The 12074-nt window shown below is 69.1% G+C and carries 12 protein-coding genes; 3 read left to right on the top strand and 9 right to left on the bottom strand.

What is annotated here, in order from left to right; translation table 11 throughout:
• Nucleotides 1-97 precede the first annotated feature (97 nt).
• The 4 genes from LY13_RS15585 to LY13_RS15570 form a co-directional block, all read right to left on the bottom strand.
• A complete protein-coding gene (locus tag LY13_RS15585) occupies nt 98-1105 on the bottom strand; it encodes a CopD family protein (protein ID WP_253829171.1) in 1008 nt (335 codons plus the stop codon).
• A complete protein-coding gene (locus LY13_RS15580; RefSeq protein WP_253829170.1) occupies nt 1102-1707 on the bottom strand; it encodes a copper resistance CopC family protein in 606 nt (201 codons plus the stop codon). The genes LY13_RS15585 and LY13_RS15580 overlap by 4 nt, the downstream gene beginning before the upstream one ends.
• A complete protein-coding gene (locus tag LY13_RS15575; RefSeq protein ID WP_253829169.1) occupies nt 1704-2474 on the bottom strand; it encodes a YcnI family copper-binding membrane protein in 771 nt (256 codons plus the stop codon). Before LY13_RS15575 ends, LY13_RS15580 begins: the two co-directional genes overlap by 4 nt.
• Nucleotides 2475-2603: 129 nt before the next feature.
• Nucleotides 2604-3140 (bottom strand): hypothetical protein, encoded by a 537-nt coding sequence (locus LY13_RS15570; RefSeq protein ID WP_308216343.1) that lies wholly within the window; start codon nt 3138-3140, stop codon nt 2604-2606.
• Between the two features lie 264 nt (nt 3141-3404).
• Here LY13_RS15570 and LY13_RS15565 point away from each other — a divergent pair, with 264 nt between their 5' ends.
• On the top strand, nt 3405-5312 hold the full coding sequence (locus LY13_RS15565) for a BCCT family transporter (protein WP_253829168.1): 1908 nt from the start codon (nt 3405-3407) through the stop codon (nt 5310-5312).
• Between the two features lie 149 nt (nt 5313-5461).
• On the opposite strand, the gene LY13_RS15560 is transcribed toward LY13_RS15565, so the two are convergent.
• Complete coding sequence (locus LY13_RS15560; RefSeq protein ID WP_253829167.1) at nt 5462-6064, bottom strand: DUF6474 family protein; 603 nt, start codon at nt 6062-6064, stop codon at nt 5462-5464.
• A 179-nt stretch (nt 6065-6243) separates the two neighbouring features.
• Here LY13_RS15560 and LY13_RS15555 point away from each other — a divergent pair, with 179 nt between their 5' ends.
• On the top strand, nt 6244-7941 hold the full coding sequence (locus LY13_RS15555; protein ID WP_253829166.1) for a TM0106 family RecB-like putative nuclease: 1698 nt from the start codon (nt 6244-6246) through the stop codon (nt 7939-7941).
• 25 nt (nt 7942-7966) lie between these two features.
• Here LY13_RS15555 and LY13_RS15550 read toward each other — a convergent pair whose 3' ends face one another.
• The 4 genes from LY13_RS15550 to LY13_RS15535 all read right to left on the bottom strand — a co-directional run bounded on the left by LY13_RS15550 (nt 7967) and on the right by LY13_RS15535 (nt 10824).
• Nucleotides 7967-8347 (bottom strand): HNH endonuclease signature motif containing protein, encoded by a 381-nt coding sequence (locus tag LY13_RS15550; RefSeq protein ID WP_253829165.1) that lies wholly within the window; start codon nt 8345-8347, stop codon nt 7967-7969.
• Nucleotides 8348-8501: 154 nt separating this feature from the next.
• Complete coding sequence (locus LY13_RS15545) at nt 8502-9245, bottom strand: DUF222 domain-containing protein (protein WP_253829164.1); 744 nt, start codon at nt 9243-9245, stop codon at nt 8502-8504.
• A gap of 607 nt (nt 9246-9852) precedes the next feature.
• Nucleotides 9853-10611 carry an SDR family NAD(P)-dependent oxidoreductase gene (locus LY13_RS15540; protein WP_253829163.1) on the bottom strand — a complete coding sequence of 253 codons (759 nt, stop codon included), beginning with the start codon at nt 10609-10611 and terminating at the stop codon, nt 9853-9855.
• 45 nt (nt 10612-10656) lie between these two features.
• The gene (locus LY13_RS15535; protein WP_253829199.1) at nt 10657-10824 is read right to left on the bottom strand and encodes a hypothetical protein; all 168 of its coding nucleotides are present in this window, start codon (nt 10822-10824) and stop codon (nt 10657-10659) included.
• Between LY13_RS15535 and LY13_RS15530 the strand changes: the two genes are divergently transcribed.
• Complete coding sequence (locus LY13_RS15530) at nt 10744-12054, top strand: UDP-glucose dehydrogenase family protein (protein ID WP_253829162.1); 1311 nt, start codon at nt 10744-10746, stop codon at nt 12052-12054. The genes LY13_RS15535 and LY13_RS15530 overlap by 81 nt on opposite strands.
• The last annotated feature ends 20 nt before the right edge of the window (nt 12055-12074 follow it).

Genomic DNA, 12074 nt, shown 5'->3' with positions numbered 1-12074 from the left:
AAAGCAACCGTTCGGCGTTTGGCCCGAAAGGCGGTGTTTGTCGTCGACATTTCGGTGGGACCGATCGCGCGTCGGGGCTTGCGACGCGGGACACCGCTCAGCCGAGCGGCGTGCGGCTGAGCGCGACCGCGAACCCGAACGCCAGGCCGAGGACCGTCAGTTCGACGGCCGCCCACGTGGCGAGCGCGGTCCGCCGGTGACGCAGCACCTGCGGCAGCAGCTTCCTCCGCAGGTGCGCGCCGAGCGCGGCGGCTCCGGCCAGGCATCCGGCCTTCACCAGCACGAGCACGCCGTACGCCGTGCCGAACAGCGCGGCGGGCAGCGACAGCTCCGGGTGGCCGCCGAGTTCGACGACCGCGTTGAATACGCCGGTCACCGCGACGCAGGCCAGACACACGGTGGCGAGCGTCGAGAACCGGGGCAGGGCCGTGGCCAGCAACGTGCGGTTGGCGCCCAGGACGGCGGCGACGGCGGCGAGCCCTCCGGCCCAGGTCACGGCGGCGAGGACGTGCAGTTCGACCGAGATCGACGCGTAGTCGTGCAGCGACCACCCCGTCGCGTGCCCGGTGACCGGCAGCGGAAGCAACGCGAACAGTCCGAGCCCGACGCGCACCTCGGCGGGCACGGCGTCCGGCCTGCGCAGCGCCACGACGTTCAGTGCGGCCAGGCCGAGCGCCAGCACCGCGACCAGTACCAGCGCCTTGCCCGCCGCGACGTCGGTGACGTAGCCGGTGACGTCGAGTGTCGCGGGCCGGTACTCGACCGCCTGCAGCACGAGCGCCGCAGCGGCCGCCACGGTCCACAGCAGCGACGCCGCCACCGCGACGGGTTGGGCGGACGCCAGCACGGGGCGTGTCAGCTTCTCCCGTGCTCCGCCCAGCAGTACCGGCAGCAGGGCCATCCCGACGGTGACGACCGCGGCGACGTTCATCACCGCCCTCGCCACCGGGATGCCGGCCGAGACCACCTCGTTCGCCGCCGCGATACCCCGGACGGGGCCGGTCGCCGCGACCGCGAAGCCGATCAGCGCGCCCGCCACCGCGGCGGTGGCCAGGCCGGTCAGCGTGTCGACGCGGGGACGCGAGGTGGTCTCGGCGCGGCTCACGACCGGTCCGACCCGGTGCGCAGCGCGACCGTCACGCCCGCGCCGAGCAGCACGACGGCCGCGACGATCCACACCCACACGGGGATGCCGCCGCCGGCATCGCCGCCGTCGGCGGAGGGCGCCTCGTCGGTGTTCTCCGCGGACGGACCGGCGGTCTGCCCGCCGGGCGGGGTGTCGCCGCCCGGTCCGTGGGAGGTCAGCGTGAACCGGAGCTCCTCGCTGACGGGGTGACCGTCGGCCGAGAGGACCCGGAACCCGACGACGTACTCACCGGCGGGTCCCAGCGGGTGCAGCGGAGCGGAAACGCTCGTCCCGTCGACCTGCACGTCGCCCTTCGTCCATCGGCCGCCGTCAGGCCCGGTGACGGCGATCTGGTTGACGCCCTCGCCCGCACCGCGCTGCACCGGCTGGTCGAACGTCAGCGTGATCCGCTCCGGCGCCTCGTCGAGCGATGCGCCGTCGGCGGGGTTCGATTCGATCAGCTGGTTGTGCGCCGCTGCGGGTGTCGCCGTGACCAGCAGTGCGACGAGCGTGGTGAGCGCCAGGGCGACGGCGCGGAGCCGCCGGGAGGGGCGCCTGCCGGGGTCGATGTCCGCGGTCACGAGTCCACCTTCCCGTTCTTGCGTGCGCGCAGCGTGGCGCCCGCGCCGACACCGACGCCGAGCGCGCCGACCAGCAGGCCCGCGCCGCCGAGCCAGCGTGCCGTCTCGTCGGTACCGCCGTCGGCTGCGTGCCGGTCGGCCGCCCCGGCCTCGCCCGAGGCATTCTCGCCCTCGCCGTGCGAGGTGTGCGCGCCGTGGCCGTCCGACGACTCGGCGAGCGGGACCACCGGCGCCGGACTCTCCGGCTCGGCGTCGCCTTCCTGCGGCTGGTTCCAGTTCGACACGGTGCCGTCCGAGTAGGTCTGTTTCGTCGGCAGCATGAGCTCGTCGGTGTCGTCCGGCAAGGCGCCGAGCTGCACGCCGAACTCCTGGTACGACTCGAGGCCCGCCGGGATGCCCTCGCCGTCCGCCGTCCAGGTGACCTTGGTGACGACGTCGGAGCCGTTCGTGGTGACCTCGGAGGTCCAGCCGGGGACCGGCTGGGTGCGCGCGCTGGAGATCTCGTACTTCTCGGGGACGGTCATCTCCAACTTCGTGGTGCCGGCCTTCTCCTCCTCGTTGGGCACGCGGAGGGTGATCGCGCCGTAGCCGCCCTTCTCGGGGGCATCGCCGTAGATGTTGGCCGTGACGTGCGCGGACGCGGCCGGAGCGCCGAGCACGGCACCGGCGGTGAGGGCGACGCCGAGCGTCGTGGTGAGCGCGGCGCCGCGGGCGTGACGCCGGGTGCGGGAGCGCGGGACGCGGCGGGTGGGGCGGGATGTCGACATGGTGATTCCTCCTGATGGGTCTGACGATGGTGTGACCGCGGCGGCGACGCCGGCGGGCGCGCTGGCGCCTGCGGTCGCCGCGGCGACGTGCCCGCGCGGATGTGCGCGCGGGGTCGACGAACTTCTCGATCAGGAGACGGCGGGCGGACCGCGGCGGCCGTGCACGCGGCGGAGCAGGACCTCGACGACGGTGGTCGCCGCGTCGGGGAGCGCGAGCGGCGGGTGGGCGGCGACGTGCTGCGGCCGCCGGCACGGCCGCCATCGCCACGTGACCACCGGCAGGATCGCGCGGACGGCCGTGCTTGCGCGCGCGAGCACGGCCTCGGCGTGGGCGAGGACGCACGCGGTCGCGACGGTGGCCAGCGCGTGACCGGCGAGCATGGCGGGCCCTTCGCCGCCGTGGCCGGACAGCGTGGTCAACAGGACGTGTGCGGCGAGCTGACCCGATCCGAGGAACAGCAGGATGCCGCGGATGCCGCGCGCACGATGTGCCGTGGCCGTGGCGACCCATCCGGTGAGTGACGACACGACGACCGTTGTCGCCGGATGGGGAAGTCCGCCGCCTGCCGCACCGTGTGCGGTCACCGACAGTGCCGCGGACGTCGCCGCGAGTAGAACACCGCGGACGGCCGGCATGAGGCGTCCGGGCGGCGTTCGTGTGCGCACGCCGTCAGCCTATCGGCCGCAGTGATCGCGTCCCGTTTGGTCGTCGATGCCGGAAGCGCAGGTGAAACATTCCGCGAGAACAGCGAAAACCGTTGCCCATCGGGGCTCGATCCGCAACGGTGCACCGTGCGGGCACGCCCCGTCACGTCATGCGATGTGCTTACGATGCTGCTCCGAACGAGCGAACACGACCTCGTGCGCAGGAAGGTTGGCTCGCGACCAGGAAGGAGAGCGCGTCCGTCGTGCTCGGACGGGCGTGTGCCTATGTCCACACGATCCGGCAAGGACGGCGCGGCGGGTGAAGGCCCGGACGCGCCCGGCGACCCCACCGCAGAGCAGACAGCGGGCAACGGCAAGCGGAACGGTCACGGGGGTTCGGCGACGTCGGACGGCCCCTCGACGTCCGGTGGCCGTGCGGCCGCGGCCGCGAATCCGCCTGAAGCGGCCGGTCCCGGAGGTGTCGACCCCGCAGCCCCCGTCGACGGCACCGTCGCGGCGCCCGGCGAACCGGCCCTGTCCGCCGCCGACCGGGAGGCCGTCACCGACCGGCCGGTGTTCGTCATCGCGGCGATCCTCGCCCTCGCGATCATCGTCTGGGGCGTGCTGAGCCCCGACAGTCTGCTGTCGGTGTCCGAGGCGCTGCTGTTCGACGCCGTGATCCCGTACGGCGGGTGGGTGTTCGTACTCACGGCCAGTGGTTTCGTCGTGTTCGCGATCGCACTCGCGATCAGCCGTTACGGCCGGATCAAGCTCGGTCGGGACAAGGAGCGGCCCGAGTTCCGCACCTCGTCGTGGGTGGCGATGATGTTCAGCGCCGGTATGGGCATCGGACTGATGTTCTTCGGCGCCACCGAACCCGTGACGTTCCTCGCCTCGCCGCCACCCGGCACCGGGCTCGCGCCGAACTCCGACGAGGCGCTGCACACGGCCATGGCGACGACGCTGTTCCACTGGACGGTGCATCCGTGGGCGATCTACGCCGTCGTCGGCCTCGCGATCGCCTACAGCGCGTTCCGTCGGGGGCGGAGTCAGCTGCTCAGCTCGGTGTTCTGGCCCCTGCTCGGCGGGCGGCACACCGGAGGGCCGTTGGGCAAGGCCATCGACGTCATGGCGATCTTCGCGACGCTGTTCGGCTCGGCCGCCTCGCTCGGCCTGGGCGCGCTGCAGGTCGGCGGTGGTCTCGGTGCGGTCGACTGGATCGACAGTCCCGGTAGCGGACTGCTCGTCGGCATCATCGCCGTGCTGACGGTGTGCTTCATCGCCTCGGCCGTGTCCGGGGTGGCCAAGGGCATCCAGTGGCTGTCGAACATCAACATGGTGCTGGCCGCCGTGCTCGCCGTGTTCATCCTGGTCGTCGGGCCGACGGTGATGATCCTGAACCTCGTCCCCAACGCCATCGGTGACTTCGTACGCGAGCTGCCGGAGATGGCGGGCCGCACCGGCGCCACCGGCGGTCAGGCCATGCAGGACTGGCTCTCCAGCTGGACGATCTTCTACTGGGCCTGGTGGATCTCGTGGACGCCCTTCGTGGGCATGTTCATCGCGCGCATATCCCGCGGCAGGACGATCCGCCAGTTCATCGTCGGCGTGATCGCCGTGCCCAGTGCCGTGAGCCTCGTCTGGTTCGCGATCTTCGGCGGCGCCGCGATGGACATCCAACAGCGCGGCACCGACGGTGTCCCCGGCAACGGCGGCGCCGACCTGTACCAGGGCGGGGACGTCTCGTCCGAGGTCGTCACGTTCACGATGCTCGAGAACCTGCCGTGGTTCCTGCCCGCGGCGATCATCGTGATGATCCTCGTGTCGATCTTCTTCGTCTCCGGCGCCGACGCCGCGTCGGTCGTGATGGGCACGCTGTCGCAGAAGGGGTCGGTCGAGCCCAAGCGCAACGTCGTCATCTTCTGGGGCGTGATCATGGGTGCGGTCGCCGCGGTGATGCTCATCGCCGGTGGCGAGACCGGCCTCGACGGGCTGCAATACCTGACGATCCTGATCGCCGTACCGTTCGTGTTCGTCATGGTGGGGCTGTGCGTGTCGCTGTGGAAGGACCTGCGCAGCGACCCGCTGATCCTCAAGGAGGACGAGATGCGCAGGTCACTCGAGGAGATCCATGACGAACGCATCGAAGAGCGCCGGGCGCGGCGCCGTGGACTGAGGGCGCGGCGCCGGTGACCCTGTTCGACTCCATCGCGAGACGGAGTTCGCAGGCCGCCCGGACGGCATGCCGGGCGTGACGGAGACGTACGGCCTCCCCGTGACGACGAAGCCGTTCGGCATGCGACCTACGCGGCGTGGCGTGAGCGGCGCGTGGGTCGCGCCGTTCACGCCACGCCGAGGCGGCGCAGCAGCTCGGACTCGAGGTTGTCGAGCTCGGAGGCGATGGCCTTGTGAGCGGCCTTGCGACGGGTCGACGGCATGTGTTCCGCGGCGCGCACCGAGGCGGTGAGCTGTTCGAGGGTGCCCTGGGCGTGCTGGGCGAACGAGATGTCGTCGTCGGTGACCTGCGGTGCCCGCCGCAGTTCCGCCAGCCCGTCCGCTGCGCCGGCGATGCGGGCGAGCAAGCCGCCGCCGTGGCCGCTGTACTCGGACAGCTGCTCGACCGGGACGCCGATCCTGCGTGCCTGGTAGCGGTCGTACGCTTCGCGAACGGTGCCCGCGGCGCGCACAGCCAGCGGCACCAGGGCGGGGCCGACCGCGGGGATGACGATCTTCGCCACCTTGACCGCGTTCTTTGCCTTCTGCGGCGTCAGGCCCGACTCGTGCTCGTCGACCTTGGCAGCCTTCTTCGCTGCCTTCCGCTCCTTCCTGGCCGCCTTCTTCGACTTGGCCGGCGCGAGCTCGGAGACATCCGAGAACGCGGAGGACTCCGAGGACTCGGACAACGCGTCGTCCTCGTGGCCTGTGTTGCGGGATGTGCGGGCCATCGCCGTTCCTCGCCTCCGGTTGCGGTCGGTTACGTGGTGCCACGGGCTCCCGCCGTCGGGATCGTGAACCCCGGCAGCACCGTGATCGTGTTGACGGTTGAGGCAGAACTTACTGCTCATACCGGGCCGGGAGCACGTCGCCTCCGGGAGTGTCGGGGCCTTCTCATAAAGTGAACACCATGGTTGACGAGGTGTTGCTCGACGCGGGCGTGGTCACACGGTGTCGTCGGCGGGTTCATCTCGACAACGACCCCACGATGGTAGGGACGCCACTCGCACCGCCCGACCCTTCGGCCGAGCAGCGGATCGCTGATGCGGAGGCGCACCGGATCGACGTCTCGGAGCGACTACAGGCGGCTACTGCCCCGATCAGTGGCGACGAGGACCCGGCGGCCCTGGACGTGACGAGTGCTGACTCGGCCGGGGCGGCGTGGGCCGTTATCCCCGCCGACCTGTCTCCTGCAGATCGTGCTGGGCTCACGCTCACTGCGCTCGAAGAAGGGGTCGCTTACATCTGGGGTGGGTTGTTGCCGCGCGATCGGGAGGCCGGGCGTCGCGGTGGCATTCAGCTGCTCGTCCGAACCGTCGACGGGTACGTTCCGGTGCTCGTCGTACGGCACCGCATCACGGACCCCGGCGAGGGCGCGCGGACGACCGAGCTGACGGACCTCGACCCGGGCAATGCGTCGACCGATCCGGACCGGAAGGTGCGATCGCACCCGCGGGACCAGCTGCGCCTCGCTCACACGTACCGGCTTCTCCAGGCCGCAGGGTTCGCCGAGCCGGATCGGGCGATCGGAGGTGTCATCGGGCTCGATGCGGATGTGGTGCTGTGGCACGACCTGGAAGCCGGAACGTGGCCCGGCGGTCGGACCGCGCTCGAAGAGTACGACAGCCGGTTCGCCGATCGCCTCGCTGTGGCGCGTGCTGCCGCTGCGGGAGAGGAACCCCTGGCTGAGCCGTCGCGAATCCTCGAATGCAAGGGCTGCCCGTGGTGGTCGACGTGCGAGGCAGAACTCACGAGGGTGCGTGATGTCAGCCTGGTGGTGCGGGGCGAGGACGCAATGGAGCTTCGTCGTGCCGGCATCGCGACGGTGGACAAGCTCGCCGCACTCGACATCCACGACGAACCGCCGATTCAGTGGACGGGTGTGTCGTTCTCGGATGCCGTGTCGCTTGCGAAGGCGTGGCTTGCGGACCTGACGATGGTGCGGCGGGTCCCGGAAGTGACGGTGCCGCGTGGTGACGTCGAGGTCGACATAGACATGGAGAGTTTCGGCGACTCCGGCGCGTATCTCTGGGGATGCCTGCTCAACGGGGCGGATATCGGGGTCGAGCACGGCTATCACTCGTTCGCCACGTGGGAGCCGTTGCCGACGGACGACGAGGCGCGGTCGTTCGCTGCGTTCTGGGCGTGGCTGACCGACGTACGCCGGCGCACAGCCGCCGCGGGGTTGCAGTTCCGTGCGTATTGCTACAACGCGTTGGCGGAGAACCGTTGGCTGTACGCCTCCGCTGAGCGGTTCGCCGGGCTGCCCGGCGTGCCGTCGGCGGCGGAGGTGCGGGCGTTCGTCGATTCGGACGAGTGGGTTGACCTGTTTCGAAGCGTGTCCGACCAGTTCTTGTGTTCGCACGGCAAGGGGCTCAAGGTCGTCGCGCCGGTGGCCGGTTTCGCCTGGCGTGATTCGGAGGCGGGCGGCGAAGCGTCGATGCGGTGGTATCGCGACGCGGTCGGCATGGACGGTGCGGAACCCGATGTGGCGCAGCGTTCCCGGTTGCTCCGATACAACGAGGACGACGTGCTTGCCACGTACGCCTTGCGTTTGTGGATCAGTGAGCGGGCCATGACCGAGGTTCCGTTCATGGATGACCTGTGACGCTCGGCGTGCCGTGAGCGCTGCCCTATCCGGTGCGGGCGCGATTGCCGGTGGCACCATGGTTGGTCCGGTTCCTGTTGCGGCGGTTGCCGCGACGCCGACGCCGTTTCCGTTCCGCACCCTTTGGCCGGTCGGTGGCGTTCTCGAGATGGATCGGTTTTCCGGTGCGGACGGTTCCCTCCGGTGTCGTAATGCGGAGTGAGCCGTCGGCTTCGAGTTCGAATTCCCATCCGGGTGTGTGCTTGACGATATGGTGCCGCCGGCAGAGCCCGACAAGGTTGCCCTCGCACGTCGTTCCATCGCATCCATGGGGTCGCACGTGGTCGAGGTCGGCGAACTCGGCCGGACGGTGGCAGCCGGGGAATCGGCATTCGCGGTCTCGAACTTTCACGAAGTCGGCGGTCACGGCCGGTGGCCGGTATCGCTTCCTTCCGACGTCCAACGGGGCTCCCGTGTGCGGGTCGGTGATGATTCGCCGCCACGTCGACGTCCGGTCGGACGCGATCCGCTTCGCCACTTCCGCGGGGATCGGACCGTGTCCGGACAGCTGCGCCGGGTCGTCACGGATGCCGATGAGCGTGTCGAAGTCGATGTGGATGTAAATCTCGGCTTTGCCCGTCCGGCCTTTTCGGTAGAAGTCTCGCGGATGACCGTGGGTCGCCGGATTCCTCACGACGTCCGCAGGAACAGTCGGCCAGCAGGAGGTCGGCGAGCATGTCGGCGCGCAACTGGTCCGTCGTCCGCTCTTCGGCGCGGCTGCGCATGGCGCGTGCACTTCGGTCGATCCGGGCGTATACGGCCGAAGCCTGTTCGGCAGGTAGATAGGCGGAAACCGTCGCCATCGCGTCCTCGCGATGGCGTAGCGCCACCTTTCGTTCCGTACGTCGCTGACGTGCTCGTGCTGCGGCGCCGTCGGGGTCCACACGGTGTACCGCGTTGTAGGCGATCCGGCGAACCGATGCAGCGCTGCGGTCCTTCAACTTGTCGGCGACGATGGTGTCCACTCGACCCGCGTTCGTTGTGGACAGTGGTTTCGTCTGGTTCACCACTTTGGACGCCTTGGTTAGGTCGATGTCGCCACGGGCGAGCGCGGCCAAGGTGTTGGGCAGCCGGGATGTCAGCTGACGGGCCCATTCGAGTTCTCGTCGAACCACGTGTTCGGACTCGCCTCGTGCAAGTGCCAGCTCGGCGGTCACATCGGTGGTTCTCGCGTGCTCTTCCGAAAACGCGGCAAGTGTTCTCAGATATTTCGCCTGTGCCTCGCCGATTCGGCGCCAGGCATGCACGACATCGGTGGTTTTCATGGATCCCCCTCGGTTTGTGGGCCGCAACGTTACACACGAAGCCGAGGTTTAGGCAAACCTGTGTTCGAACCACTCGATCAGGTGACACGGGATTGTCTTAGTCCGTGCCACACTCGGACCCGGACCCGCGCAACGACCGTGGTCGCGAGCGTGGGACCGGGTCCGCGAGGTGCCCGTGGGTACAGCGTCATCAGTACAGCGCCACTCGAACTCGTAGGTCAGCCCGAAGTGCAGGCCAGACCTCAGTCACGGTGGCTCCCGTTCAGCCGAGTGTTCGTCTCATCAGCCCCGCAGCGATCGCGACGCTGCGAAGCGGACCTTTCCCGCAGATGTGATGAGGAAGGGACATTCGTTGACGTTGTGGCGTTCGTGTGCCTCCGTGTTCGGGGCACCAGGAACTGTCTGTCGAACATGTGGCATGAACGGTGAGAGACGCACGTCATTTCGCTGGCGAGAACGCGTTGCGCCCCCGAAGCCACGTGGTTTCGGGGGCGCAACGCAGCCCTGTGAACGGCGGCGCGTCGTAACCGACGCGCGAGGCGCCGACGTAACACCGGTATGGAGGCCGAGCAGTCGAGCGCGAGCCGTGAGCGGTCGACCGCCGGTGTCAGCGCGGGGCCATGCGAAGGGAACCGTCGAGGCGGATCACGTCACCGTTGAGGTAGTCGTGTTCGACGATGTCGACCGCCAGCTGCCCGTACTCGTCCGGGCGGCCGAGTCGTTTCGGGAACGGAACCCCCGATGCGAGGCCGGCGCGGAACTCATCGCTCACGGTCGCCAGCATCGGAGTGTCGATGATGCCCGGTGCGATGGTCATGACGCGGATGCCCTGCGATGCCAAGTCACGCGCGGCCGGCACGGTCATGCCCACGACACCACCCTTCGAGGCCGAGTAGGCGATCTGGCCGATCTGACCCTCGATGGCGGCGACCGACGCAGTGTTGATCACGACGCCGCGCTGTCCGTCCTCGAGTGGCTCGGTGTTCGCGATGGCCTCGGACGCGAGCGTCATGACATTGAACGTCCCGACCAGGTTGATGTTCACGACCTTCTGGAACAGGTCCAGGTCATGCGTGCCCTTCTTCGACAGGATCCGAGCGGACGGGCCGATGCCGGCGCAGTTGACGACGATGCGCAGCGGGACACCGCTGGACGAAGCCTGGTCGACGGCAGTCCGGAGCGCGGCACCGTCGGTGACGTCGGCCTCGACGTAGGTGACACCTTCGACGTTCTCGGCCTTCTCGATCGAGGCCGCGAGGTCGAAGGCGAACACGCGGGCGCCTTTGGCGGCCAGCGCCTTCGCGGCAGCGCCGCCGAGGCCGGAAGCGCCACCCGTCACGATGGCTGCGGTGTCCTTGATCTGCATGCTCGTCCTTTCTCGCACGTCTTCGAGCAGGCTGAGCGTACGTGGTCACGCGGTCGATTCGTTGACCAATGTCCGCCTGCTGGTTCCCTCGACGTTCGCTCGCAGGTCACCGGCGGCTGTGACCGTTCCCTCATGAACCCTGCGCGGATCGTCGTGGTCGGAACGGGATACGTCGGACTCACCACGGGCGCCTGCCTTGCCAGCCTTGGTCATCGGGTGACCTGTGCGGATGTGGACAGAGTGAAGGTCGCGCGACTCTCGGCCGGTCGCGTGGACATCGTCGAGCCCGGCCTGCCGGAACTGGTGCGGCGCGGACTTGCGGACGAGACGCTGTCGTTCGTCGTGGGCGCCGCGGATGCGGTGACGGACGCGGATGCGGTCTTTCTGTGTGTGCCGACCCCCATGGGTGCCGGCGGCGCAGCCGATCTCCGAGCTGTGGAAGAGGTCGTGACCGAGCTGGCGGACAGGCTGCCGGCGGGCTGCGCGGTGGTCACCAAGTCGACCGTTCCGGTCGGCACGGCACGACGGATCAGTGCTCTGCTCGGACGGTCCGATGTGCCGGTAGTATCGAACCCGGAATTTCTGCGTGAAGGCAGCGCGGTCGACGATTTCCTGGGGCCGGACCGGATCGTCGTCGGATCCGATACGCCGGAGGCGGCGCAGGCGGTCGTCGACCTGTACTCCGAACTGGGTGCGCCGTCGGTGGTCGCGGACGCGGCCAGCGCGGAGCTGGTCAAGTACGCGGCCAACTGCTTCCTCGCGATGAAGCTGTCGTACGTCAACTCGGTCGCGGAGCTGTGTGAACGGTTCGGCGCGGACATCAAGTCGGTCACGGAGGGCATGGGCTACGACCGGCGCATCGGACGGTCCTTCCTGGAGCCCGGCCCGGGTTGGGGAGGTTCGTGTCTGCCGAAGGACACGAGTGCCCTGCTCCGGATGTCCGAATCGGTCGGTTTCGGTTTCGACCTGCTCGGTGCTGCTATTGCTGAGAACCTCGCCCAGCGGGAGCGTGTCATCTCGAAGATCGCGAGAGCGGTGGGTGGGGACCTTTCCGGAGCTCGGATCGGTCTGCTGGGGCTTGCGTTCAAAGCGGGTACCAACGACCTGCGCGATTCGCCTGCGCTGGGAGTGGCGTCAGTGTTGTGTGCTCACGGGGCGGAGGTCGCTGCCTACGATCCGGCGGTTGCTGAAGAGCAGCCCGGGATGCTCGTCGTCGACAGTGCCTACCGGGCGGCGAAAGGTGCCGACGCGGTCGTCGTGCTCACGGAGTGGCCGGAGTTCTGCAGACTGGATTGGCACGTCATGGCCGAGGCGATGCATGGCGACACAGTGTTGGACACGCGGAACCTGCTCGACCCGACGACGGTGCTCGACGCGGGGTTGAGCTGGCAGGGCATCGGCAGGCCACGCGTTGTCGAATACGCCACGCCTGCCGTCGGGTGAGATGTCGTTAGTTGAGGTAA

Origin of the sequence: Prauserella aidingensis, assembly GCF_024171865.1 — a bacterium.
GTDB lineage: Bacteria > Actinomycetota > Actinomycetes > Mycobacteriales > Pseudonocardiaceae > Prauserella > Prauserella aidingensis.
The sequence above is the reverse complement of the archived record's forward strand: the minus strand, read 5'-3'. Positions and strand labels throughout refer to the sequence as shown.

Excerpts from the sequence above, each read along its gene's own strand:
- LY13_RS15565 (WP_253829168.1), top strand. The coding sequence starts at position 3,405 with ATGTCCACACGATCCGGCAAGGACGGCGCGGCGGGTGAAGGCCCGGAC.
- LY13_RS15545 (WP_253829164.1), bottom strand. The coding sequence starts at position 9,245 with ATGAAAACCACCGATGTCGTGCATGCCTGGCGCCGAATCGGCGAGGCA.
- LY13_RS15535 (WP_253829199.1), bottom strand. The coding sequence starts at position 10,824 with ATGACCAAGGCTGGCAAGGCAGGCGCCCGTGGTGAGTCCGACGTATCC.
- LY13_RS15560 (WP_253829167.1), bottom strand. The coding sequence starts at position 6,064 with ATGGCCCGCACATCCCGCAACACAGGCCACGAGGACGACGCGTTGTCC.
- LY13_RS15540 (WP_253829163.1), bottom strand. The coding sequence starts at position 10,611 with ATGCAGATCAAGGACACCGCAGCCATCGTGACGGGTGGCGCTTCCGGC.
- LY13_RS15575 (WP_253829169.1), bottom strand. The coding sequence starts at position 2,474 with ATGTCGACATCCCGCCCCACCCGCCGCGTCCCGCGCTCCCGCACCCGG.
- LY13_RS15530 (WP_253829162.1), top strand. The coding sequence starts at position 10,744 with ATGAACCCTGCGCGGATCGTCGTGGTCGGAACGGGATACGTCGGACTC.
- LY13_RS15555 (WP_253829166.1), top strand. The coding sequence starts at position 6,244 with ATGGTTGACGAGGTGTTGCTCGACGCGGGCGTGGTCACACGGTGTCGT.